The sequence below is a fragment of the Hymenobacter antarcticus genome (assembly GCF_039539545.1).
Classification (GTDB): Bacteria; Bacteroidota; Bacteroidia; order Cytophagales; family Hymenobacteraceae; genus Hymenobacter; species Hymenobacter antarcticus.
The window spans coordinates 113,142-138,143 of sequence record NZ_BAABDI010000009.1; the positions used below are offsets into that span (position 1 = coordinate 113,142).

At 61.1% G+C, this 25,002-nt stretch carries 19 protein-coding genes; 12 read left to right on the forward strand and 7 right to left on the reverse strand.

Annotation, left to right across the window (positions count from 1 at the left end; all coding sequences use genetic code 11):
• Positions 1 to 73 precede the first annotated feature (73 nt).
• The 3 genes from ABD819_RS08715 (at position 74) to ABD819_RS08725 (ending at position 3,547) form a co-directional block, all read left to right on the forward strand.
• Positions 74 to 1,066 (forward strand): DUF1028 domain-containing protein, encoded by a 993-nt coding sequence (locus ABD819_RS08715; protein ID WP_345123160.1) that lies wholly within the window; start codon positions 74 to 76, stop codon positions 1,064 to 1,066.
• Between the two features lie 174 nt (positions 1,067 to 1,240).
• On the forward strand, positions 1,241 to 2,890 hold the full coding sequence (locus tag ABD819_RS08720) for a M28 family peptidase (RefSeq protein ID WP_345123162.1): 1,650 nt from the start codon (positions 1,241 to 1,243) through the stop codon (positions 2,888 to 2,890).
• 234 nt (positions 2,891 to 3,124) lie between these two features.
• Entirely contained in the window at positions 3,125 to 3,547 is a 423-nt protein-coding gene (locus ABD819_RS08725) for a BrxA/BrxB family bacilliredoxin (RefSeq protein ID WP_216678984.1), read from the forward strand.
• 168 nt (positions 3,548 to 3,715) lie between these two features.
• On the opposite strand, the gene ABD819_RS08730 is transcribed toward ABD819_RS08725, so the two are convergent.
• On the reverse strand, positions 3,716 to 4,138 hold the full coding sequence (locus ABD819_RS08730) for a GxxExxY protein (protein WP_345123166.1): 423 nt from the start codon (positions 4,136 to 4,138) through the stop codon (positions 3,716 to 3,718).
• Between the two features lie 58 nt (positions 4,139 to 4,196).
• Positions 4,197 to 6,401, reverse strand: coding sequence for a DNA helicase RecQ (recQ, locus tag ABD819_RS08735; protein WP_345123168.1), 2,205 nt, complete (start codon positions 6,399 to 6,401; stop codon positions 4,197 to 4,199).
• A 342-nt stretch (positions 6,402 to 6,743) separates the two neighbouring features.
• Between recQ and ABD819_RS08740 the strand changes: the two genes are divergently transcribed.
• The gene (locus ABD819_RS08740) at positions 6,744 to 7,757 is read left to right on the forward strand and encodes a KpsF/GutQ family sugar-phosphate isomerase (protein WP_345123170.1); all 1,014 of its coding nucleotides are present in this window, start codon (positions 6,744 to 6,746) and stop codon (positions 7,755 to 7,757) included.
• 169 nt (positions 7,758 to 7,926) lie between these two features.
• Complete coding sequence (locus tag ABD819_RS08745) at positions 7,927 to 9,009, forward strand: mannose-1-phosphate guanylyltransferase (protein WP_345123172.1); 1,083 nt, start codon at positions 7,927 to 7,929, stop codon at positions 9,007 to 9,009.
• A 236-nt stretch (positions 9,010 to 9,245) separates the two neighbouring features.
• Here the strand turns inward: ABD819_RS08745 and rlmB are convergent, their stop codons facing one another.
• The 5 genes from rlmB to ABD819_RS08770 form a co-directional block, all read right to left on the reverse strand.
• On the reverse strand, positions 9,246 to 10,304 hold the full coding sequence (gene rlmB / locus ABD819_RS08750; RefSeq protein WP_345123174.1) for a 23S rRNA (guanosine(2251)-2'-O)-methyltransferase RlmB: 1,059 nt from the start codon (positions 10,302 to 10,304) through the stop codon (positions 9,246 to 9,248).
• Positions 10,241 to 11,485: a GWxTD domain-containing protein gene (locus ABD819_RS08755; RefSeq protein WP_345123176.1), complete on the reverse strand. Its 1,245-nt coding sequence runs from the start codon at positions 11,483 to 11,485 to the stop codon at positions 10,241 to 10,243. Before ABD819_RS08755 ends, rlmB begins: the two co-directional genes overlap by 64 nt.
• Before the next feature lie 217 nt (positions 11,486 to 11,702).
• Positions 11,703 to 14,714: a glycosyltransferase family 117 protein gene (locus tag ABD819_RS08760; protein ID WP_345123178.1), complete on the reverse strand. Its 3,012-nt coding sequence runs from the start codon at positions 14,712 to 14,714 to the stop codon at positions 11,703 to 11,705.
• A gap of 201 nt (positions 14,715 to 14,915) precedes the next feature.
• Positions 14,916 to 15,557, reverse strand: a complete 642-nt coding sequence (locus tag ABD819_RS08765; RefSeq protein WP_345123180.1) for a T9SS type A sorting domain-containing protein — start codon at positions 15,555 to 15,557, stop codon at positions 14,916 to 14,918.
• A 258-nt stretch (positions 15,558 to 15,815) separates the two neighbouring features.
• Entirely contained in the window at positions 15,816 to 16,568 is a 753-nt protein-coding gene (locus tag ABD819_RS08770; protein WP_345123182.1) for a biotin--[acetyl-CoA-carboxylase] ligase, read from the reverse strand.
• Between the two features lie 73 nt (positions 16,569 to 16,641).
• Here ABD819_RS08770 and rsfS point away from each other — a divergent pair, with 73 nt between their 5' ends.
• From rsfS to ABD819_RS08805, 7 genes are all read left to right on the forward strand, one after another.
• Positions 16,642 to 17,022, forward strand: coding sequence for a ribosome silencing factor (gene rsfS / locus ABD819_RS08775; RefSeq protein ID WP_345123185.1), 381 nt, complete (start codon positions 16,642 to 16,644; stop codon positions 17,020 to 17,022).
• Positions 17,023 to 17,267: 245 nt separating this feature from the next.
• The gene (gene ftsH / locus ABD819_RS08780) at positions 17,268 to 19,391 is read left to right on the forward strand and encodes an ATP-dependent zinc metalloprotease FtsH (protein ID WP_345123188.1); all 2,124 of its coding nucleotides are present in this window, start codon (positions 17,268 to 17,270) and stop codon (positions 19,389 to 19,391) included.
• A 164-nt stretch (positions 19,392 to 19,555) separates the two neighbouring features.
• Complete coding sequence (locus ABD819_RS08785; RefSeq protein WP_345123190.1) at positions 19,556 to 20,215, forward strand: LutC/YkgG family protein; 660 nt, start codon at positions 19,556 to 19,558, stop codon at positions 20,213 to 20,215.
• A gap of 362 nt (positions 20,216 to 20,577) precedes the next feature.
• The gene (locus ABD819_RS08790) at positions 20,578 to 21,345 is read left to right on the forward strand and encodes a UDP-2,3-diacylglucosamine diphosphatase (RefSeq protein ID WP_345123228.1); all 768 of its coding nucleotides are present in this window, start codon (positions 20,578 to 20,580) and stop codon (positions 21,343 to 21,345) included.
• Between the two features lie 85 nt (positions 21,346 to 21,430).
• The gene (locus ABD819_RS08795) at positions 21,431 to 22,342 is read left to right on the forward strand and encodes a hypothetical protein (protein WP_345123191.1); all 912 of its coding nucleotides are present in this window, start codon (positions 21,431 to 21,433) and stop codon (positions 22,340 to 22,342) included.
• A gap of 114 nt (positions 22,343 to 22,456) precedes the next feature.
• Positions 22,457 to 23,623: a zinc-dependent alcohol dehydrogenase gene (locus ABD819_RS08800; protein ID WP_345123193.1), complete on the forward strand. Its 1,167-nt coding sequence runs from the start codon at positions 22,457 to 22,459 to the stop codon at positions 23,621 to 23,623.
• A gap of 165 nt (positions 23,624 to 23,788) precedes the next feature.
• Positions 23,789 to 24,886 carry an NHL repeat-containing protein gene (locus ABD819_RS08805; protein WP_345123196.1) on the forward strand — a complete coding sequence of 366 codons (1,098 nt, stop codon included), beginning with the start codon at positions 23,789 to 23,791 and terminating at the stop codon, positions 24,884 to 24,886.
• Positions 24,887 to 25,002: the final 116 nt, after the last annotated feature.

The window sequence follows — 25,002 nt, forward strand, 5'->3', positions numbered from 1 at the left end:
GGAGCGGATGTTTCGGCTGCCGCCTACCTTGCCGCCCAGGCCATTATTCACCTACATACCCAAGCCCCTACTCATGTTGACCAAATACCTGCTGCCACTGCTGTTTCTCCTAGTGCTGCGCCTGCCCGCCGCCGCCCAGATGTACTCCACCACCGACCCGTTTGCCCACACCTTCAGCATTGTGGCGCGCGACCCGGCCACCGGCGAGATGGCCGTGGCCGTGCAGAGCCACTGGTTTTCGGTGGGCACGTCGGTGAGCTGGGGCGAAGCTGGGGTGGGCGTGGTGGCCACGCAGTCGTTCACCAACAAGTCGTTCGGCCTGCGCGGCCTGGCCCTGCTGAAAAGCGGCAAAACTGCCCAGCAGGCGCTCGATGAGCTGCTGAGCAACGACGAAGGCCGCGACGTGCGCCAGGTCGCCATTCTCGACAATCAGGGCCGGGTGGCCACCCACACCGGCAAGAAATGCGTCGACATGGCCGGCCACCAGCAGGGCGCGCAGTTTTCGGTGCAGGCCAATATGATGCTCTCCGATAAAGTGTGGCCCGCCATGGCCAAAGCCTACGAGCAAGCCGCCAAATTGCCCCTGGCCGAGCGCGTGCTGGCTGCGCTCGATGCCGCCCAAGCGGTGGGCGGCGACATTCGGGGCCGCCAATCTGCCGCTCTGCTGGTAGTGCGCGGCACCGCCACCGAAGGCCCCTGGGCCGACCGCCTCGTGGACCTGCGCGTGGACGACAGCGCCGCCCCGCTCCCCGAATTGCGCCGCCTCCTCAGCCTGCACCGCGCCTACGAGCACATGAACGCCGGCGACCTGGCCGTGGAGAAAAACGACATGCCCACCGCCATCCGCGAGTACCAGGCCGCCGAAAAAATGTTCCCCCAGAACCTGGAAATGAAATATTGGCACGCCATCACCCTCGCCAACAAGCAGCAGGTGCCCGCCGCCCTGGCCCTGCTGAAACCCATCTTCAAGCAGGAGCCCAACTGGCGCACCCTCACCCAGCGCCTGCCCAAAGTCGGCCTGCTCACCGTAACCGATGCCGAGCTAAAGCAGATTCTGGCGCTGTAATCGGCTCGGTATGCAGCGCATTAGCCCGTCATGCCGAGCGCAGCCGAGGCATCTCGCGGGCAATAGTAATCCAATTTGTTACCGACGCTGATTTTCGATTCAACGGTGCGAGCGAGATGCCTCGGCTGCGCTCGGCATGACGTTCTTTACGGGAGGTTCTACACACCTCAGATAATGAAAATTAATCTACTCCCACTCCTCGCTGCCATCTTCCTGAGCGCCTCCGCGCAAGCGCAAGCGCCGCTCACCGTTCCCAAACCCGTAGCCGCTGCGCTCGAACAGGCGCAGCCCGCCGCCATCAAAGCGCACATCGCCTACCTGGCCGATGACCGCCTGCTGGGCCGGCAAGCCGGGACCCCCGGCTACCAGATGGCCGTCGATTACGTGACGCAGCAGCTCAAAACCCTGGGCGTGCAGCCCGCCGGCGATGCCGGTACCTACGTGCAAAAAGTGCGGCTGCGGCGAGCTTTCCTGCAACCCGGGGCCACTTTCGCGGCCCGCGATGCGCAGGGCGGCGTCCTGCCGCTCACGGCGGGTCAGGACTACATCGTGTACCCCAGCCCGGAGCTGCCCGCCACCGCCGTCACCAATGCGCCGCTGGCCTTCGCCGGCTTCGGCATCAGCGCGCCCGAGCTGGGCTACGACGACTACGCCGGCCTCGACGTAAAGGGCAAAGTCGTGGTGATTGTGCGCGGGGCTCCGCGCACGTTTGCCTCCACGGTGGCCTCGGCCAGCCAGGATTTATCGGGGCTGCTGAAGGCGGCCATCGACCACGGTGCGGTGGGCCTGATACTAGCCTCGGCCCACGCCGGCGCGCTGCCCGACCTCAGGCGCGGCACCTACAGCGTGCTGGGCCCCAACGGCAAAGTAGCAGCCTCCCGCACCTTCGCCGTAGGCAGCCAGCAGCAGTTCTACGGGGCCGTGAGCGCGGCCACGCTCCAGCGCTTCCTGCAAACGGCGGCACTGGATACCACGCAGGTTTTCGCGGCCATGCGCAGCGGCAAGCCCGCCTCGGCAGCCCTGAAAACGACCGTCAGCGCCAGCGCGCAGGCCCGGTATCAGGATATTGAGAGCTTCAATGTGGTGGGCAAATTCCCCGGTTCCGATGCGAAGCTGCGTGAGGAATACGTGGTGCATTCGGCCCACCTCGACCACCTCGGCGTGGCCGCCCCGGTACACGGGGACTCGATTTACAACGGCGCGCACGACAATGCCTCCGGCGTGGCCTGCGTGCTCGAAATCGCCAACATCTACTCCCGGCTCAAGGAAAAGCCGAAGCGCACCATGCTCTTCGTGTTTGTGACCGGCGAGGAGTTGGGCCTGCTGGGCTCGGCGGCTTTCGCGGCCAACCCTACGGTGCCCAGGGCCAAAATCGTGGCCGATATCAACATGGACATGCCCACCATCATTGCCCCGCTGCTGAGCGTGGTGGCACTGGGCGGCCAGCATTCCACGCTGCTGCGGCCCACCATCCGCGCCTGCGCCTACATGGGCCTCACCCTGGAGCCCGACCCCGAGCCGGAGCAAACCCGCTTCATCCGCAGCGACCAGTACAGCTTCGTAACGGCCGGCATTCCGGCCCTGCACATCAAGTACGGCAACAAAACCGCCGACGGCCGCAACGACCTCAGCCAGCAGGTGCAGGCCTGGCGCGCCGTCACCTACCACAAGCCGCAGGACGACATTAACGGCCGATTCGATTTCGAGGCCGGCCGCAAATACGTGCAGCTCTGCTTCCTCATCGGCTACCAGGTGGCGCAGGACGCGGCCCGCCCGACGTGGAACAAGGACGACTTTTTCGGGATGCGCTACGGAAGGAAGTAGCGAGATAGAAAAAACGTCATGCTGAGCGCAGCCGAAGCATCTTGCTCGCATCGTTCAACGATTGAATTACTACCACACGCGAGATGCTTCGGCTGCGCTCAGCATGACCGTTCTTGTAGTGAGACTACAGCCTGTAGGTCCTGCCCGAAACTTTCCCCGGCGCCCAATGGGTTAAGCTTTCGTACTTTTGTAGACCCCCACGCGGCCCCGCCGCTTTTTAATTCCCCGAAAATTATGGCAGTATATCCCGAATACATGGTGGCCCCCATCCGCCAGGACCTCACCGAAGTTGGTTTCGAGCAGCTGATGACCGCCGAGGAAGTTGATTCCGCCCTTGCTTCGAATGAAGGCACCGTACTGGTAGCCGTGAACTCGGTGTGCGGCTGCGCCGCCGCCAAAGCCCGCCCGGCCCTCAAAATGGCCCTGGCCAGCGCCGACAAAAAACCCGGCAAACTCGTAACCGTGTTCGCCGGCATGGAAACCGAAGCCGTGGCCAAGATGCGCGAGCACCTGCTCCCGTACCCTCCCTCTTCGCCCTGCATCGCCCTGTTCAAAGACGGCGAGCTGGTGCACATGATTGAGCGCTACCACATCGAAGGCTCCGACGCCATGCGCATCGTCAACAACCTGCAAGGCGCGTTCGAGGAGTACTGCTAAATCACGGATTACGCGGATTTTAGCGGATTTCACGGATTTTGTAGTCGATTCTGTTCGGCTGAATGATGGTGTTTTCTGAAAGCAAAGGCCCAGCTATTTTTTAGCAGGGCCTTTGCTTTTTCCTGGGTGCTGTGTTGCGGTTTTATGCAGTTTTAAGGAATGGACTGGTTAGGGACGCGAGGTATTGTGTACAAAACGCTTGAATTTCAGGCTGGTTTCGCCGAAGTTGATGAGTAGCGCTACTTCGAGCCGGTAGGCTTTTAAATAATTGATGACCTGGGCGTGATGCAGTGGGAGCAGCTCATTGGTGGCCTTCAGCTCAACCAATACATGCTCTTCCACAAGAAAATCTACCCGGCGCGACCCAATAGGCGTCTCCTTATAAAATACCGGCAAATGCACTTCGCCCTGAAAGCCAATGCCAGCCGCCACCAGCTCGACACCCAGACTGCGCTGATAAATGATTTCCGGAAACCCACTGCCCAATTCCCGGTGAACACTCATCGCGCACCCAATAATGGTCTCAGTAAGCTTATTATGCCGGGTATCCAAAAGCATGAGCGCACCAAAAAACCAGAAAACAAAAAGCAAAAAGCAGAATCGACTACAAAATCCGTGAAATCCGCTAAAATCCGCGTAATCCGTGATTTTAGTTGGCCACTTCGCTGATGAACTTGATGCGCACCAGGCGCAATTCTTCTTCGGTAAAATCATCGCCCAGCTCCTGCATGGCCACCGCGATGTTGTCGGTGCTGGCCGACATGAAGTAGTCGTAAATCTCGTCCTGCACTTCCGGCTCCACCATTTCCTCCAGGTAATAATCAACGTTCAGGCGGGTGCCGGAGTAGCAGATGTGCTCGATTTCCTCCATCAAATCGGCCATCGAAATGCCTTTCGACGAGGCGATGTCCTCCAGCATCATCTTCTTGTCAATCTGCTGGATGACGTAGATTTTGATTTTTGAGCGGTTCACGGCCGACTTTACCACCACGTCCTCGGCGGTTTCGATATCGTTGTCCTCCACATACTTCTTGATGGCGGCCACGAAGGGCGCGCCAAACTTCTGGGCCTTGCCCTGGCCCACGCCCGACACGTGCGTGAGGTCGTGCAGCGAAGTGGGGTAGGTGGTGGCCATCTCCTTCAGGCTCGGGTCCTGGAAGAGGACGTAGGGCGGCAGGTTCTTCTGCTTAGCCACCTGCTTGCGCAGCTCCTTGAGCTGGGTGAACAGGGCTTCGTCGTGACCGGCGGCGTGTTGCCCTTCCTCCTTTTCCTCGTCGGCCTTCTGCTCTTCGTCGAAGTTGTGGTCCTTGGTGAGCGTGATGGAGCGCGGGTTTTCGATGAAATCGATGCCCTTATCCGTGATGCGCACCAGGCCCAGGCTGTCGATGTCCTTCTCCAGAAAGCCGTTGAGCAGGCACTGGCGCAGCACCGAGTGCCAGAACTGCGCGTCGCCCAGCGCCTTGCCCTGACCATACACCGGCAGGGCGTTGTGGGCGTAGCTCTCAATGTGCGGATTATTCAGCCCCAGCAGCACCTGCCCAATGTGGTTCAGGTTGAAACGGGCCTCCGTCTGCACGGTGGCGCGCAGGGCCAGGCCCACGGCCGCTTCGCCCTCAAACCGCTCCTTGGGGTGGCGGCAGTTGTCGCAGAAGCCGCAGTCGGTGTCCAACTGTTCGCCGAAATAGTGCAGCAGCTGGCGGCGGCGGCACACGGCGCTTTCGGCGTAGTTGGTCATCTCGGCCAGCAGCTGGTGGGCGTTGTCGCGCTCGGTCACCGGCTTGTCCTTACTGAATTTCTCCAGCTTGAGAATGTCGTCGTAGCTGTAGAACATCAGGCAGTTGCCTTCCAGGCCGTCGCGGCCGCCGCGGCCGGTTTCCTGGTAGTAGCCCTCAATGCTTTTGGGCGCGTCGTAGTGAATCACGAAGCGCACGTCGGGCTTGTCGATGCCCATGCCGAAGGCGATGGTGGCCACAATCACGTCGCAGTCCTCGTTGAGGAAAGCGTCCTGGTTGTCGATGCGGGTTTGCTGGTCGAGGCCGGCGTGGTAGGGCCGGGCGCGCACGTCGTTCACGCGCAGCAACTCGGCAATTTCCTCCACCTTCTTGCGGCTCAGGCAGTAGATGATGCCGGCCTTGCCCTTGTGCCCCTTCACGTACTGAATGAGCTGCTTCTTGGTGTTGTGCTTGGCGCGCACCTCGTAGTAGAGGTTGGTGCGGTTGAAGCTGGTTTTGAACACCGAGGCATCGTCCATCTGCAGGTTTTTCTGGATATCCAGCTGCACTTTGGGCGTGGCCGTGGCCGTGAGGGCGATAATCGGGACGTTGCCGCCCAAGTTGTCAATAATGCCGCGAATCTTGCGGTACTCGGGCCGGAAGTCGTGGCCCCATTCCGAAATGCAGTGGGCCTCATCAATCGCCACGAAGCTGATGGTCGACTTCAGCAGGAACTCAATAGTGTCGTCTTTGGTGAGGCTTTCGGGGGCTACGTACAGCAGCCGGACGTCGCCGTTCATGACGTCTTTTTTCACCCGATTCATTTCCGTCTTGGTCAGGGTAGAATTGTACACCTGCGCATTAACGCCGAACGCCGCGAGCTGGTCGACCTGGTTTTTCATCAAGGCGATGAGGGGCGAAATCACGATGGCCGTGCCCGGCACCACGAGGGCCGGCAGCTGGTAGCACAGGCTCTTGCCCGCACCGGTCGGCATAATCACAAAGGTGTTGTGGCCAGCCAGTACGTTCTGAATAACAGCCTCTTGCGTGCCCCGAAACTGGCCGTAGCCAAATACCTCTTTCAGGGTGTGTTTCAAATCGGCGGTGCGAGCCGGGGCTTCCTGGAGGGCAACTGATGACATAATAAGAATGCGCTGGTGTAATAGATGCAGATGAGCGGTGCTTAACGAAGATAAGCAATAACCCCTATTTTCAGCGTGAAAAATGGTGTTTTTCGTGAATTGTGGAAAACAATTTATTCACATTAACATCTGGCCCGTAGCGCTGTAGCGGGTGAACGGGAGGTATGGTATTTATCATGTTTTTTTGGGTGGTGCAAAACCTCACGGCCCGCACGGTATCGGGGCAGCGGGGTTTTGCCGTTAATTGGGTGTTGGGCAGTCCATAATTCGCCGTCGTTTCCTGTTTCAGTTTCGGGGTAGCTTCTTTCCCCCAATTTTGCAATATCAATTCGCACGTCGCTCATGCCCGATTCCCCCGCTTCCGAGAATGTTTTTAGTGCCGCCCCGACGGCCGTCGACGTGCTGACCATTGCCCGGCAGGTGCTGCACGAAGAGGCCGCGGCGCTGCTCGATGTGGCGGCCGCCCTGACCGCCACGCCCGACTTTGTGGGCTGCGTGCAGGCCATTCTGCGGCTAAAGGGCCGGGTGGTGGTCACGGGTATTGGCAAAAGCGCGCACATCGCGGGCAAAATCGTGGCTACGCTCAACAGCACCGGTACGCCCGCTCTGTTTATGCACGCCGCCGACGCCATTCACGGCGACCTGGGCATGATTCAGCCCGAGGATTTCGTGGTGGCCATCAGCAAGAGCGGCGACACGCCCGAGATTAAGGTGCTGGTGCCGCTGCTGCGCCGCAAGGGCGTGCCGCTGGCCGCGCTGGTCAGCAATGCCGATTCCTACCTGGCCCAGCAGGCTACTTACGTGCTGCACGCCCCGGTGACCAAGGAGGCCTGCCCCAACAACCTGGCCCCCACCACCAGCACCACCGCCGCCCTGGCCCTGGGCGACGCCCTGGCCGTGTGCCTGCTCGAAAGCCGCCAGTTCTCGGCCGCCGACTTCGCCCGCCTGCACCCCGGCGGCACGCTCGGCAAGCGCCTCTACCTGAAAGTGGGCGACCTCAGCCGCCAAAACCAGCGCCCCCAGGTAGCCGCCGACGCCCCGCTCCGGGACGTGCTGCTCGAAATATCCGGCAAGCGCCTCGGGGCCACGGCCGTGCTCGATGCCGCCGGCCAGCTCGCCGGCATCATCACCGATGGCGACCTGCGCCGCATGCTGGGCAGCTTTTCCGACCTCGAAAAGCTCAGCGCCCGCGACATTCTCACCCCACACCCCGCCACGATTGACGTGGAGGACTTTGCCGCCGAAGCCCTGGCCCGCATGCAACAGCGCAACATCACCCAGCTGGTGGTCACGGAGGACGGGCAGTTTGCCGGCTTCATCCACCTGCACGATTTGCTGCGCGAGGGGCTGGTGTAAGAACGTCATGCAGAGCGCAGCGAAGCATCTTTGCCGCGCAACGCAATCCAATCGACTGGATTACCTGTTTCGGGCAAGATGCTTCGCTACGCTCTGCATGACGTTCTGGTTAACTCAAGTAACTCCGATTGCGTGGCGCACGTTCTGCGCCGGCCTTACCTTTGTATCAATGAATTCAACTTACCTCATCGTAATGGCCGGCGGCATTGGCAGCCGGTTCTGGCCGTTTAGCCGCACCAATCATCCCAAGCAGTTTCATGACGTACTGGGCACTGGCCGGTCCATGCTTCAGCTTACCGTGGACCGGTTTGCGGGGGTTTGCCCGCCCGAAAACGTGTTTGTGGTGACCAACCGCGACTACACGGGCCTGGTACAGGAGCACCTGCCCGAGCTGCCCGCCGACCAGATTCTGGGCGAGCCCATCGGGCGCAATACGGCCCCGTGCATCGCCTACGCCAGCTACCGCATCGCGCAGCGCGACCCCAAGGCGACCATCATCGTAACCCCCGCCGACCACGCCGTGCTGCGTGAAGACGAGTTCCGGCGCGTTATCGGCGTGGCCGTGGAGGCTGCCCAGGCTAATGATGTGCTTATTACCCTCGGCATTCAGCCCTCGCGGCCCGATACCGGCTACGGCTACATTCAGTACATGAGCGAGCAGTCGTTGCCCGGCGGCCAGCTGCACAAGGTTAAAACCTTCACCGAAAAGCCGAATCTGGAAATTGCCCGCATGTTTGTCGACAGTGGGGACTTCCTCTGGAATTCCGGCCTGTTCGTGTGGCGCGCCGATGTCATCGTCGCGGCCTTCCACCATTACCTAAGTGATATCGCCGAGGTATTCGACGAAGGCCTGGCGAAGCTGGGCACGCCCCAGGAGGAAGAATTCATCAGCGAAGCCTACTCGCGCTGCCGCAACATCAGCATCGACTACGGCGTGATGGAAAAGGCTGACAACGTGTACGTGATGCCCGCCGATTTCGGCTGGAGCGACGTGGGTACCTGGGATTCGCTGCACCGCATCGGCCAGCACGACGAGCATGGCAATGTGGTGAGCGGCGACGTGATGCTCTACGACACCACCGGCTGCGTCATCAAAACCCCTTCCGAGCGCCTCGTGGTGGTGCAGGGCCTGGAAGACTACATCGTGGCCGAGTACGACAACGTGCTGCTCATCTGCAAGCGCAGCGAAGAGCAGCGCGTGAAGGAGTTTGTGGCAGACGTGAAAGCTAAGAAGGGCGCGGGGTATAATTAGCCCATCATTCCCCTCCTCAGCTGAAGAGGGGATGCTTGTGCGTCAGCACAAGCTGGGGTGGTTGACTTCGTTGAACGATTCCCGAACGAAACCAGAACGACCTATTGGCAAAGCTTTGCATGGCTTTACCAATAGGTCGTTCTGGTTTTCTGCTAACGGCGCGGACGGCTTCAACCACCCCAGTTGCCGCCATCGGCGGCAACGTCCCCTCCTCGGCTGAGGAGGGGAGTGTTGTTCTATTGCTGCCGCTGCCGGGCCACTTCAAACAGCATGATACCAGCCGCCACACTCACGTTCAAACTCTGAATCTGGCCGCTCATGGGCACCTTCAGCTTAATGTCGGCCAGGTTCAGCAGGTCGGGCGAGATGCCGTCTTCTTCCGAGCCCATGAGGATGGCTACGGGGCCGGTGAAATCGACTTCGGCCGCACCCACGGCTTCTTCGGCTTTCTCGGTACAGGCCACGATGGTCACGCCCGACTGCTGCAAAAAGCGGATGCTTTCGTGCAGGTTATTCTCGCGGCACACCGGCAGAATGTTCAGCGCGCCGGCTGAGGTTTTCAGGGCGTCGCCGTTGATTTGGGCGGCACCGCGGCCGGGCACTACGATGGCCTGCACGCCCAGGCACTCGGCCGTGCGGGCAATGGCCCCGAAGTTGCGCACGTCGGTAATGCGGTCGAGCAGCAGCAGGAAGGGCACTTTGCCTTCCTCAAACAAGCCAGTTACGATGGTGTCCAGCGGCGCGTAGTCAATCGGCGACACGAAGGCTACCGCGCCCTGGTGGTTTTTGCGGGTGAGGCCGTCGAGCTTCTCGCCGGGCACCAGCTGCACCGGGATGCCGGCGGCGCGGGCGGCCGTCGAAATATCGGCCACAAGGCTGTTTTTGGTGCCGCGCAGCAGGAAGATTTTCTCCAGCGTGCGGCCCGCGTTCAGCGCCTCCAAGATGGGGCGCAGGCCGAATAGCATGTCGATGCTGCGGTCGGCGGCGGGGCGGTTTTCGTAGCGGGGCTTGTCGGTGCCAGCGCCCTCGGCGCTGCGCTCGCGGAAGGGTGGGCGCGATTCGCCACGGTCGGAGCGGCCGGTGCGGTCGCCGGCGGCTTCGTCGCGGTTGTCGCTGCCGCCGCGGCCTTTGGGGCGGGCGGGGCGTTCGTCGAACTCGCTGCCACCCCGGTCGGGGCGGAACTGTTTCGGGGTGACGGGCCGGTTGGCACCATCGTAGAAGCGGCGGCCGGCTACCGGTCGGGCAGGTCGGTTGGGACGTTCGGGCCGGTCAGGGCGGTCGGTGGGGTTCTCCATTTTTCAACGGCGGCATACCAGAGCAGTTCGTACTCGGGTCGGCGCACCAATTCGTAATAATCAGGTGCAAAGGTACTCGGCCGGGGCCGGAAGGTGTAGGTGATGGGCCCGCCGCCCAGGCCACCCTCCGGATAAAACCACCGTTCCTCGCCATTGAACGAGCGCCGGACGCTGGGCGGGGCCCCCAGCACCACGTACAGCAGGCCCCGGTCGGTGAGCCAGCCGGCCTTGTGGGCGGCGAAGAGGTGGTTGGCCGCCGTCACGCGGCCGTAGTAGCGCTTTATCAGGTCGCGGCCCAGGCGCTGGTTGCCCTGGGCGATGTCGAGCCAGAACTTATCCACAGCGCGCTTGGGGTCGGGGGCGTTGGTGAGTTTCTGCCGCTCCTGGCTGGTGGTGAGGTAGCGCAGGGGCTCAATCAGCTCGGCCGCGGTGGTTAGTTTGGGGTAGTCGTTGGGGGCTACCAGTACGGCCAGCGTGCGGGGCACGGCCCCGTTCGTGCCACCCACGCGCAGGGCATACAGGCCGGGCGCATCGAAGCGCAGCGGCTCGCCGGGTCGGGTGGTGGCCGAGTCGAGTACGGGCAGGGTGCGGGGGCCGCCGGCCAGGGCGGCGGGGTTGGTCATGGGCGGCAGGGCGGGGGTGGGGGCCACGGCGTACTGCCGCCAGCGCACGGGTTGGTAGAGGCCGTAGCTATCCACGCCGAAGGTTTCGCCGGCCCGCACGTAGCGCCGCAGCAGCGGCTGGCCCACCGAATCGGTGAGCACGAAGGGCCGCACGAGCATGGCCTCGGTGAGGCGCAGCCAGGCGGTGGTGGCGGGGGGCTGGTAGTCGCCTTTGGCATCGGGCGCGGCGGTGCTCAGCTCCAGCACGGTGCCGGCGGGCACCCGGGCCGCCGCAATGCAAAAGCTCAGGCGCACGCCGCCATCGGCCTCGGGGCGCGGGTGCTGCCGGCGGCGCGGAATGCTGTCCTGCCACAGCGGCTGCTTGGCATCGAAGCTGGGCCAGGCGGCCAGGCGTAGCGGGTGGCCGGGGCCCAGGCGGGCGGGGGCGGGCAGCAGCAGGTAGAGGCGCAGGCTGTCGCCCTCGCGGCGGGTGTCCACGTCCAGGTGCGCCGCGTCGCGGTAGAGGCCGGCGTAGTCGGGGCGCGGGGCCAGGGGGGCGTGCGCTTCCCGCGCTGCCATACTTCCCAGTAGTAAAGTGCCTGCCAAGCAAAGGCCGGAAAAGCGTTTTATAGCCACGGTAAGTGCAGAGGAAGGATGTTAAGGCCCGTCAAATTAGGCATAATTCTCATCTAACGTGCCATAACACCGATTCGCTTACAGCTCCTGAAAGTGTTGCAGAAAAAAGGCCGGCCCGCGCATTGCGGACCAGCCTTCTTCTTGCTAACCCAGCGAAGAACTAGCGTGGGTAATACAGGTTCATCAACCCCAGGGCCTTTTCGCTGCGGGCTTTGTCGCCGCTGAGCTCGGCGGCGCGGTACACGCTTTGCAGGCCCAGGAGGTAGCCGCGCTGGTCGTCCTCGAACAGGCTGGCATCGGGCTTGGTGGCGTAGTAGGCCAGCATCTGCTCCGAGCGCCGGGTCATGGTGTCGAGCATCTCATCGGCCTTCTGCTTCTCGCCACCGGCTACCAGGGCGGGCACCAGTTGGGGCGAGTAGTAGTCGTAAGGCACGGCGTTGTCGGGCATCAGGGCGAGGCACTTGTCGGCTACTTCCTTGGCCTTGGCTACGTTGTTGTCGGCCAGGTAGGCGTTGGCCAAGCGGGCAAACTTGTCGCGGTAATTGGAGGGGAAGCGCAGGTTATTCTCGTCGTAGAAAATATTCGGGTTTTGCAGGCCCCGGTACTGAAACTCGTTGAACAGGCGCTTGTAGGTCAGGTCTTTTTCCACGTAGCCATCGTCGCCGCTGCGGGGGTCGTAGTTCGGGTCCTTCAGCGGGAGCAGGCGGTAGGCCATGCCTTCGAGCTGGAAGTAGGGCTGCAGGTTCATGTAGTCCTGCGGGGCCACGGTGCTGCTGAAGTAGATGGGCCGCTGCCAGTTGTTGGTGGCAATCATGTCGAGAATCACCAGGTTTTTCTTCTCGATGGCGCGCTTGCCCATGCTCCACTCCATGCGGGGCACCAGCTGCTGCTCACGCCCTTTGGGGATGATGCCGAGCTTCTTCACGGCCGCCGTGTCGATGGGCAGGAAGAAGTTCGGGGTCGGGAACGACATCATGCTCGGGCCGCCTTCCTGGTACTGCACCTGCAGCAGCGGGTTGTTGCTTTTCACCAACTCGATGAATTCCTTCAGGTTCACGCTCTGCACGGCCGGGTTGGCGGCGAAGGGCACCATGTCATTCGTGCCCTGGGCGTAAGCCTCGGCCCCCATGCTGATGGGGAAACCCTGCGAGAGGTAGGAGCGGCGCTTCATCTGGGCGATGTACCAGTCGGTGTTCAGGTACGAAAGCACGGCCACCCGCACGTCGGTGCGCACGCCTTCCACCTCCTGGGCATACCAGAGGGGGAACGTGTCGTTGTCGCCGTTGGTGAACAGGATGGCGTTCGGGGCGCAGGAGTTCAGCAGGTTTTTGGCCGAATCCACCGAGTTGTAGCGGTCGGAACGGTCGTGGTCGTCCCAGCCCTGGGCCACCATAATGCCCGGAATGAGCAGGCCCACTGCCAGGGCCAGGCCGGCACGCAGGCCGTCCGATTTCACCACTTTGCCGAATAATTCGGCTAGCCCCAGCACCCCCAGGCCTATCCAGATGGAGAAGGCGAAGGTGGCCCCGGTGAAGGTGTAGTCACGCTCGCGCGGCTCGCGCGGCGGCTGGTTGAGGTAGAGCACGATGGCCAGGCCGGTCATCAGAAACAGCAGGCCGGTCACCCAGGCATCCTTGCTGTTGCGGCGGCTCTGGAAAAACAGGCCGATGAGGCCCAGAATGAGCGGCAGAGCCAGGAAGTTATTATGCGCCGGGCTCTCGCCGATGCGGGCCGGCAGGCTCTGGGCGCTGGGACTGAGGGGCGTGACCACACCCGCCTGCTGCACGTCGGACTCACGCCCCACGAAGTTCCACATGAAGTAGCGCCAGAACATATGGCCCATCTGGTAGCGCATCAGGAAGCCCAGGTTCTGGCCCATGGTGGGCTTCACGCCGTCCTGAATATCCACCCACTTTTTGTAGTTAGCAATCTGGTCGGGCTCGTAGCTGTAGATGCGCGGCAGCAGCATCTTGTCTTCGTCGCGGTACACGGGCTCCTGCTGGCGGGGCAGAATTTCCTTGTAGGTATTGGTCTTGGGGTCGCGGGCGTAGCGGGGGGCACCCAGGGCGTAGTCCACCGGCTGGGCGTTGAACTGCGGGCCGTAGAGCAGAGGCCGCGAGCCGTACTGCTCGCGCTTGAGGTAGCTCACAAAGCTGAGCACATCCTCAGGGTCGTTTTCGTTGATGGTGGGCTTGAACGAGCTGCGAATCGGCACGATGAGGTAGCTCGAATAGCCAATGAGGATAAACACGAAGGCGAGCATGGCCGTGTTCAGCAGCTGGCTGCGGCGCTGGAACGACAGACGGAACCCGAACCAAATCAGCCCGATAAAGACAATCAGGAAGATGAACAGGCCCGAGTTGAAGGGCAGGCCGATGGTGTTGATGAAGAACACCTCGAAGTTGCCGGCCAGCGTGGGCAGGCCCGGAATGATGCCCACCAGGATGGAGCCCACAATCACCATGCTCACCACCATCACGATAATGCCGCCCTTTACCGACGGATTGGCCGTGCGGCGGTAGTAGTAGATGAAGCCCAGCGCGGGCAGCGTCAGCAGGTTCAGCAAGTGCACCCCGATGCTGAGGCCGATGACGTAGGCAATGAGAATAAGCCACTTGTCCGAGTCGGGCTCGTTGGCGTGGGCTTCCCATTTCAGCATAATCCAGACCACGGCGGCCGTGCACAGGGCCGACATGGCGTACACCTCGCCCTCCACGGCATTGAACCAGAAGGAATCAGAAAAGGCAAAGGCCAGCGCGCCCACCGCGCCCGCGCTCAGAATCAGCAGCGTCTGGAAGCGCGAGGGCTCGATGGCTTCGGCCGCCAGGGCGCTATTGCTCACGGCCTCGCGCAGCACCAGCTTGCGGGCCATGCGGGTGATAATCCAGAACAGAAACAGGACGGTGAAAGCGCTGCTCAATCCCGAAAGCGCGTTGATGAGTACGGCCACCTTGGTCACATCGCCAAATGAGAACAGCGAGAACAGCCGACCCAGCAGCAGGAACGTGGGGGCCCCGGGAGGGTGCGGCACCAGCAGCTTGTAGGAACAGGCAATGAACTCGCCGCAGTCCCAGAACGAAGCCGTGGGCTCCAGGGTAAGCAGGTAGGTGGCGGCGGCAATGGCAAAAACGAGCCAGCCAACGAGGTTATTCAGGCTTTTAAAGGAGCGCATAGAAACGAGTGAGGCACAAGGGCCCAGCGGAAACCGAGGGTAAAGTCGGCGCTGGAAATAGAAGCGGGCGAATCGGTGAAAAGGCAAAAGTAGGCAATGCACCGTTGCACCGGCGCTTCGCCGAAACCAATTCGGGCCAGAAACACAAAAAGCAGCCGAAGGCTGCTTTTTGTCAGGATACCCGGCGGAAGTGGGGTCCGCTCAATTCTGCAGGACCAGCCGCTTGGTGGTAATCACCTTGCCGTCCACGAGCAGCGTGTAGAAGTACATGCCGGCGCGCAGGTCGGTCAGGTCCAGAACGGTGCCGCCGGTGAAAGCCTCGGGCTTGAGGGCCACGCTGCGAATCTCCTGGCCGATAATGTTGCTCAGGCGCAGCTTGTAGTCGCCGTTGCCGAATTTCTGGTCCAGTTTCACGGTGATTTGGCCACGGCTGGGGTTCGGGAATACACTTACGCTAATGCCAGCCTCCTTGGCGTTGAGCGTGGCCGTGGGGGTGCGGGCAGTTACGTTGATTAAGCCATTCATGCCCTGGCCCAACGGCTGGCCCGGCGCAGCATGCAGGGAACAGTAGTAGGGGACCGCGCCCGCAGTGTTGAAGGTAATATCGGTGGTGGGCCGGCTGGCGCTCGGCGTAAACGTTGCCCAGGACGTGCCATTCTCCGCCACTGTGGGGTGAACCCCCGCTTGCCACACAAACCGCACAATGTCGCCAGTTTGAATATTAACCGTCAAGGGCGAGTAAAAATTATTGCCGACCGTGACCGTGAACGTCGTGGCGAAGGCTGAAACAAATGGGGCTGCCAAGAGTGCCAGCGCCAGAAAAAATCGAGTAAAGAGTTTCATATAAGGAGGTAAAAGAAGGCGAAAAAAATAGCTGGATTGCAAGCTGGAAAGACAAGCACCGTGCCGGGTTGCGGTACGCCGCAGCGCACCGGCGGCAATCAGCAACGGGTTCAGGCTGATAGACCGGCGAAAATGGCAAAAGTTGTATCCGGCGGGCAAAAACAACTCGGAGCCAGCCGGAAATTAGTTGTCCGGCCCATTATTTTTTCCGCAGCAGCTAAAGATAACACCCTGATGCCAAAACGGCCGGAAGGGTTGCTACACGTGCCGGATTTCCTGGAGCCCGAACCGCCGCAGCTCATTCCCAACGGCTACGGCCAGGCGGCCGTCCTCTTCCACCCCGACAATGTGGCCGCTCTGCGTGCGGCCGTCAATTAAAAATAAATGTTCTTCCTGGTAGCGGTAGAGTGCCCGCAGGTAGTCCTGGCGCAGGTGGCCCACCTGCCCGGCCCGCAGCTGCAGGTAGCGCCGCTCCAGGCTCTCGAGCAGGCGGGCGGCCAGCTCCTCGCGCAGGTAGCGCCGGCCCGTGACCTGACTGAAGGAAGTGGCCGTGCCGTTATCGAATACTTGTTGGTTGATGTTTAGCCCAATACCAATGACACTGTGCTGAATGGTGGTGCCGCTCAGGCTGTTCTCAATCAGAATGCCGCCCAGTTTCTGGTTGCCGTAGTACAGGTCGTTGGGCCATTTCAGCTTCAGGCTGGGGTCAGAACCGAGCAAGGCGGCGGCCCAGTCATGCACCCCAAGTGCCACGGCCTGGCTGAGCCGGAACTGCTGGGCGGCGGCCAGAAACCGGGGCTGCCACACCACCGAGAGCATCAGATTTTCGGCGGCGGCACCTTCCCACTGGTTGCCGCGTTGTCCCCGGCCGGCCGTCTGAAAGTCCGTAATAATCGTGCAGCCGTCGCTGGCCCGGTTTTGGACAATGAGCGTCTGGGCCTCCGAATTGGTGGAGGCACAGACCGGCAGCCAGCGTAATTGCTGGCCCGTGAATAGGGTTTGAGGGGTCACAACCACAGCCTTCTTTCGCGTATCGTTAACTTCGTGGACTTTCGGCTGTAAAGCTCACACCTAACAAGACAATATGAAAAGCACGTTGGTCCGGCAGGATTCAGACACATTGGCAGATTTGGTCGTTCGCGGCATGCAGGATAAGAAGGCATCCGACATCGTGGTGCTGAATTTGAAAGAGCTAAAAAACGCCGTCGCGGATTATTTTATCATCTGCTCGGCTAATTCCGATACCCAGCTCGAAGCCGTGGCCCGCTCGGTGGAAGAGGAGGTTGAAAAAGTAACCGGCGAAAGCCCCTGGCAGACCGAGGGCCGCACTAACCGCGAGTGGGTGCTGCTCGACTACGTGGACGTAGTGGTGCACGTATTTCTGCGCGACCGCCGCAAGTTCTACGCCCTGGAGGAGCTGTGGGGCGATGCCGACATCAGCTATATCGAGTCGGAACCGGCGTAAAATGTGCCGTCGGAAGCAAAAGAACGTCATGCTGAGCGGAGTCGAAGCATCTCTACCGGAGGAGTAAATGATTACTGTTGCGGTAGAGATGCTTCGACTCCGCTCAGCATGACGTTCAGCTTTTTTACAGCGGCTGGCTTTGTGGTAAAATAAAAACGATGCGCAGGCGTCTTGTATTTTACCGAACATTTGTTTTCGGCGCGGTGTTTTGCACGTAGTTATACCTGATTTAACTAGCTATTTTCATGTCGGATAAAAATCCCAATAACAATAAAAAGAAGAAGCCCCTGGTGCCTTCCCCGACTCCGCGTCCGGGAGTGCAGCTGTGGGTACTGGCGGGTTTGCTGGTGTTCCTGTTCGGGGTAATGTGGGTGAACAACCTGAATACGCCCGCTCGCATCAACCAGCAGCGCTTCGAGCAGATGCTGGCCGTTGGCGACGTGAGCAAAGTCACCATCGTGAGCGAAAAAAAGGAGGTGGAAATCACCCTCAAGCCCGAAGCCCTGGCCAAACCCGAATACCGGCAGGAACTCACGCGCCGCACGCCTTTTGCCAGCACGGGCTCGGTTTCGCAGTTTTACTTTCCGATAGTGGATGCCAAGCTGTTTCAGGAAAACCTGGATAAGCTCCAGTCCAACCTGCCCGCTGCCCAGCGCCTGCCACTCGAAATCGACACCCGCCAGAGCCCCGGCGACTACATCGGCACCTACGGCTTCATCATCCTGATGATTGTCGGCTTCTGGTTCCTGATGCGCCGCATGGGCAGTGGCGGTGGCCCCGGTGGCCAGATTTTCAGCATCGGCAAAAGCCGTGCGGCCTTGTTTGACGGCGGCGACAAGGTAAAAATCACCTTCAAAGACGTAGCCGGCCTCGAAGAAGCCAAAGAGGAAGTGCAGGAGATTGTGGAGTTCCTCAAGAACCCCAGCAAGTTCACCATCCTCGGCGGCAAGATTCCGAAAGGCGCGCTGCTGGTAGGGCCTCCCGGCACCGGCAAAACGCTGCTGGCAAAGGCCGTAGCGGGCGAGGCCGATGTACCGTTCTTCTCGCTCTCGGGCTCCGACTTCGTGGAGATGTTCGTGGGGGTGGGCGCGGCCCGCGTTCGGGACTTGTTCAAGCAAGCTAAAGCCAAGGCTCCCTGCATCATCTTCATTGATGAGATTGATGCCGTGGGCCGTTCGCGCAGCAAGGGCAACATGCCCGGCGGCAACGACGAACGCGAAAACACCCTCAACTCGCTGCTGGTGGAGATGGACGGTTTCGGCACCGATTCCGGCGTTATTATCCTCGCCGCTACCAACCGCCCCGATACCCTGGACTCGGCCCTGCTGCGGCCTGGTCGCTTCGACCGGCAGGTGAGCATCGACAAGCCGGACATCAACGGCCGCACTGAGATTTTCCAGGTTCACCTGAAGCCGCTGACGCTGGGCCCCGACGTGGATGCCCGCCGCCTGTCGGCGCAGACGCCCGGTTTTGCCGGCGCTGAAATTGCCAACGTCTGCAACGAGGCCGCGCTGATTGCGGCCCGCCGCGACAAGAAGTTCATTACCGACCAGGACTTCACCGACGCCATCGACCGCGTGATTGGGGGCCTGGAGAAGAAGAACAAAATCATTTCGCCCGGCGAAAAGCGTATCGTGGCCTACCACGAAGCCGGCCACGCCATCACGGGCTGGTTCCTGGAGCACGTCGACCCCTTGGTGAAAGTGAGCATCGTGCCCCGCGGCGTGGCTGCGCTGGGTTACGCGCAATACCTGCCCAAGGAGCAGTTCCTCTACAACACCGAGCAATTGGTTGACGAGATGTGCATGGCCCTCGGGGGCCGCGCCGCCGAGGAGCTGGTGTTTGGTAAAATCTCGACCGGCGCGCTGAGCGACCTGGAGCGCATCACCAAGATGGCTTACTCCATGGTGACGATGTACGGCATGAACGCCAAGCTCGGCAACGTGTCGTTCTACGACTCGAAGGGCCAGAACGAGTACGGTTTCTCGAAGCCTTACTCGGAATCCACTTCGCAGATGATTGACGAAGAAGTTCGCAAAATCATCGAAAATGCCTATATCCGGACCAAGGAGCTGCTCACCGAGCGCCGCCATGAGCTGGAAGTGGTAGCCAAGGAGTTGCTGGAAAAAGAAGTGCTTCAGCAGGAAGACCTGACCCGCCTGGTGGGCAAGCGCCCCTTCGACAACCAGACCAACTACCAGGCCCACATGGCTGGCACCGACCGCAGCGAAACCGCTTCGGAAGTGAAAGGCGAGCAAGCCGCCGCCGGTGTGTTTGGCAGCGACCTGCCCGACCTGCACCTACCCGGCGTGGACGATAACCGCAACAACGAAACGTCTGCGCCCAGTGGCAATGCCATTGCCGGGTAGTACCGTGAGCTTTAGCTTGCGATGAGCGGAGCGAGTATTTTCACCCGCGCCACCCGCGCAATGACTGAACTCGCTGCGCTCGTCACAAGCTGAAGCTTATGCTACCATTCAGAAGCCAGTCCTTTCGCGGGGGCTGGCTTTTTTTATGTTCTTACTTTTGCGCTATGTCCGAAACTTCCCGTGATTCCGTTTTGGCCCGCATCCGGCAGGCACTGGCTGCGGGCCCGGCACCCCAGCCGCCCCGGCCCGATTTCGCGGCCCCCGTGCACCCGCCCCTGGGCAGTGCCGACCCCGTGGTAGCTTTCGCCGAAAGCTTCCAGCGGGTGGGCGGCGAGTTTTACTATTGTGAGTCGCTGGCGCAGTTGGCCGGGCAAATTGCCGGGTTCCGGCAGCGGCAGCAGGTGGGCGCGCCCTACGTGTGGGAGCCCGCCATGCAGGCGCTGCTGTGGGCAGCGGGCGTAGCCTTCCGGGCCGATGAAACTGATTTCATCGCGCAGGCCGACTTGAGCCTGACGTCCTGCGAGGCACTGGTGGCCCGCACGGGCAGCGTGCTGGTATCGGCGGCCACGGCCAGCGGGCGGCGGCTGAGCATCTACCCCGACCAGCACCTCGTGCTGGCCCGCCCCAGCCAGGTAGTGAGCGAGATAGGGGAGGCCCTGCGGGTAATACAGGCCCGCTACGGCACCGAAATGCCCTCGATGGTATCGCTCACCAGCGGCCCGAGCCGCACCGCCGACATCGAAAAGACCCTGGTGCTGGGAGCCCACGGGCCGCGCCGCATCGCCCTGTTTCTGCTGGAAGAAGATGAAAATAATGGTGAATGATTAACGGTTAGTGGTTAATTCCCAATCATTGCCGCTCTTCAGCTAAGTAGGTCTGGTAAATTACTTTGCAATAAAAAAGAACGTCATGCTGAGCGCAGTCGAAGCATCTCTACCGCTTCAGCAGGGCCGTTCAGCGAAGCGGTAGAGATGCTTCGACGGGCTCAGCATGACGTGCTGATAAGTCAAACTAATTCCCACGACCTACTTAATACACCATTAACCATTAAGTTGTTAGTCATTAGTTGTCAGTTGTTAGCAGGATGGCAATCGTCTGACTGACAACTAAAAACAAGCAACTGACAACCCGTTTACTTTTGAACGACTGCTTAATCACTAACCACTCCTCATTGAAGTCCCCCCATATGCTGCCCGACCTGGTGCTGCCCCCCGGCAAGCGGGTTTATTTTGCTTCTGACTTTCATTTGGGGGCGCCCGATGCGGCTACTTCCCTGGCGCGGGAGAAGCGCATCGTGCGCTGGCTCGATGAGGTGGCGAAGGACGCGGCGGCCATCTATCTGCTGGGCGACTTGTTTGATTTCTGGTTTGAATACAAGCACGCCATTCCGCGCGGGTTTAGCCGCTTGCAGGGCAAACTGGCCGAGCTGACCGATGGCGGGCTGCCCATCACCATCTTTACCGGCAACCACGATATGTGGATGTTTGGCTATTTCACCCAGGAAATGGGTATTCCGGTGCTGCGCCACGAGGTATCGCAGCGCATTGGCAGCCAGATTTTTCACATCGGGCACGGCGATGGGCTGGGGCCGAAGGATTACAATTACAAAGCCCTGAAACAGGTGTTTTCTTCGGGGGTGGCCCAGTGGCTGTTTGCGCGGCTGCATCCCAACTTCGGCATTGGCATGGCCAACAAGTGGAGCCGCCGCAGCCGCATGCAAACCGGCAAGGACGACACGGAATACTTCGGCGACGAGGAGTGGCTGCTGCAATACTGCCGCGAGCTCGAAACGCGTTTGCACCACGACTATTACGTATTTGGCCACCGCCACCTGCCCATTGATGTGGCGGTGACTCCCGGCAGTCGCTACGTGAACCTGGGCGAATGGGTCAATTATTGTTCTTACGGCGTGTATGATGGTACCAAACTGGGCCTGCGGCATTTTGAAAAGTAAGCACGAGGTAGAGACGCAGCATCCTGCGTCTCCGGGACCGCGCCGTTGGGGTATCATTTCCACGGTGCGGTCCCGGAGACGCAAGATGTTACGTCTCTACCTCGTGCTATTCTGCTCGTTTAACAGCATTGCTCACGCCCAGGTCACGGTGCCTTCGGCGGCTTCCACCGCGCCGGCGGCCCAGCAGGCCGTGGCCCCGGTGCAAGCTGCGCCGCCCGCCGCCGACGTTGCCACTGCCGCCACGGCCACCCCCTGGAAACTGCTACGCTTCATCAAGCTGCCGAACCCGGGAGCCGCGTCCCTGGACCGGCGCGGGGCGCTCTACGTGGCCGATGCCGACAATAACCTGCGCCAGTACGGCCCCGAAGGCCTGCCCCTGAACACCTACGCGCCCGCCCAGCCCGGCCACGTAGCCCAGGTGGAGGCCTGGAACGTGACCACCACGCTCATATTTAATGACGACCGGCAGCAGCTCGTGCTGCTCGACCGCTTCCTGGCCCCCATCGCTGAAGTACGGCTCGCTGACTACCTCGATGGCACCGTGCGCGTGGCCACCCTGGCTCCCGACAACCTTATCTGGCTGCTGGATGAGAGCAACCTGGTGTTGCGCGAGTTCGACCCCAACACCCTGCGCCTGGTGCAGAACACGCCGCTGGACTTAATCATCGGCCGCTCGCGCCCCGATTTTCGGTTCATCCGGCAATACCAGAACAACATCTACCTCGTAGACCGGCTGCATGGTATTTACGTTTTTGATAACCTGGGCAATTACCGTAAGCAACTGCCTTTTCCCGGCTTAACCTACATCGGCTTTCGGGGCGATGAACTTTATCATTTCGGCGATAGTGGCCTGTATTTCTTCGACCTATACCAGTTGCACACTCGCGTAGTGCCCTGGCCCGCCGGCGTAGACCCTGGCGCGGTGCGGCAGGTGCTGGTCGGAGAAACGTACGCGTACATTTTTACGGCGGCGGGAGTAGCAGTTTATCAGCTTTAAAAGCGGAATTCATAGTCGAGCTTCTCGGGGGAAATGGCTGACTGGCAACAACCTGAACCACTGGCCGGGCGTTAGGGATAAGAGATTTTTTTCTCCACTTACTGCCTGCTGCTTATGAAAGCTCTCCGAATCCACGGTGCCAAAGATGTCCGCGTTGACAATGTGGACGACCCCGAAATCAAAGAATCGCGCGACATTATCCTGCGCGTAACCAGCACGGCCATCTGCGGGTCCGACCTGCACATCTACAACGGCAGCATTCCCCAACCCCACCCCATGACTCTGGGCCACGAGTTTATGGGCATTGTGGAGGAGGTGGGCAAGGGCGTGAAGAACCTCAAGCGCGGCGACCGCGTGGTGGTACCCTTCCCGGTGGCCTGCGGCCATTGCCTGTTCTGCAACCACGACCTGCCCGGCCACTGCGAAAACTCCAACCCCGACCATTACGGTCCCGAAGGCGGCCTGATGACCGAAAAAGGCGGCGCCCTGTTCGGCTACACCGACTTGTACGGTGGCTACGACGGCGGCCAGGCCGAGTTCGTGCGCGTGCCCTACGCCGACTTTGGCCCCCGCAAAGTGCCCGACAACCTCACCGACGACCAGGTGCTTTTCCTCACCGACATCTTTCCCACCGGCTACACCGGCATCGACTGGGCCAATGTGAAGGGCGGCGAAGTGGTGGCCATTTTCGGGGCTGGCCCGGTGGGCATTATGGCCGCCAAGAGTGCCTGGCTGCGCGGGGCCAGCCGCGTTATCATCGTCGATACCCAGCAGTACCGCCTCGATTTGGCCAAAAAATCGGCCCGCGCCGAAGGCATTCTCTGGGACAACCAGAAACAGGTGGTGGACGAAATCCGGGCCATGAGCAAGGGCTACGGGGCCGACGTGTGCGTGGAAGCCGTGGGCTTCGAGCCCGACCGCAACCTCGCCGACCGCGCCAAAGCGGTTATCAACCTCGAAAAAGGCTCCGACAAGGTGCTGCTGGCCTGCATGAGCGCCGTGCGCCGCGGCGGCTTTGTGTCGGTGCTGGGCGTGTACTCCTCGCCCTTCGACAATTTCCCCATCCACCAGTTCTTCGACAAGGGCATCACCCTGAAAGGCGGCCAGGCCCCCGCTCACAAGCACATCGACAAGCTGATGGGCCACGTAGCCAACGGCGACGTGCGGCTCGACGACATCATTTCGCATCGCCTGCCGCTCTCGCAGGCTCCGCACGCCTACGACATTTTCCGCAACAAGAAGGATAACTGCACCAAGGTGGTGCTGAAGCCCGGCGAGTAAACAGGCGGTGCCGTTCTCAAGGCCGTGGCTCGCTTTGCGGCGGCCAAAAAAGCGGCCGAGCCATATCGACCGCCAACTGCTTTGTGAAACGCCCCGGCCAGTCTGGCCGGGGCATTTTTCGTTTTAGTAAGAATACCTTTAGGGCTCACGCACACTTCGTTCATAATGGATTGTTGGGCCCGTTGGGTTTGGGCTGTGTTGCTGCTGGTGCTGGCCTACGCCAACAGCCACGCACAGTCAGTCTTGTTCGTACCCGTGAAAGAAAAGGCTTACGTCTCATCGGCTACCGTAACCACCCTGGCCGGTGCCGCCGATAAAGGCAACGTCGATGCCGTGGGCACCGCGGCCCGGTTTGGCTACCCCATGGGGATTGCAGTCGCTCCCGATGGCACGGTCTACGTAGTAGACGACGAAACCCAGACGGTTCGCAAAATCACGCCGTTGGGCGCTGTGACGACCGTGGCGGGGCTGGCGGGCAGCAAGGGCAGCGCCGATGGACTGGGCGTAGCGGCCCGCTTCTACCATCCGGTGGGCCTGGCTCTGGATGCCAGCGGCACCTTATTCGTGACCGATGCCGATAACCACACCATTCGGAAATTAACGCCGGCCGGGCAGGTGACCACCCTGGCCGGTACGGCTGGCCGCAAGGGCAGTGCCGACGGCACGGGCGCGGCGGCCCAGTTCAACCTGCCACAAGGCGTAGCGGTAGATACCCACGGCACCGTATACGTAGCCGATACAGAAAACCATACGGTGCGCAAAATCACGCCGGACGGTGTCGTGACCACGCTGGCGGGCACGGCGCGGCAAAAGGGCAGCGCCGATGGCTGGGGTGCCGCTGCCCGTTTCCATCACCCTGCCGGTGTGGCGGTAGACGCCAGCGGCAATGTCTACGTAGCGGATAATGGCAACCACACCATTCGCAAAATTACGGCAGCTGGTGAGGTAACTACCCTGGCCGGCCGGGCGAGGGGCCACGGCGGCACCGACGGGCCGGGTAGCCAAGCCCGCTTTCTGTTTCCGGCCGGCGTAGCCGTCGATGCAATCGGCAACGTGTACGTGGCCGACCGTGCAAACACCACTATCCGTAAAGTTTCGTCTACCGGCGATGTCTCGACGCTAGCGGGCTCAGTTCTGCGTATTGGTTACGTCGACGGCCCGGGCCCAGATGCACGGTTTGTTGGACCCTTCGGCATTGCCCTGGATGCCGCCAGCAGCACCCTGTATGTGACTGATGGCCCTACCGTGCGAATGATAAAGTGAAATTCGCGGGCCATGCCAGCCCGGTTAGTTAACCTTTTTGCGCCCGGTCTTTTCCTCGCCTAAACGGAATGTATTTGCGGGACTCCAGCTCTTCGGCGGCCCGGACAAAGCGCCGC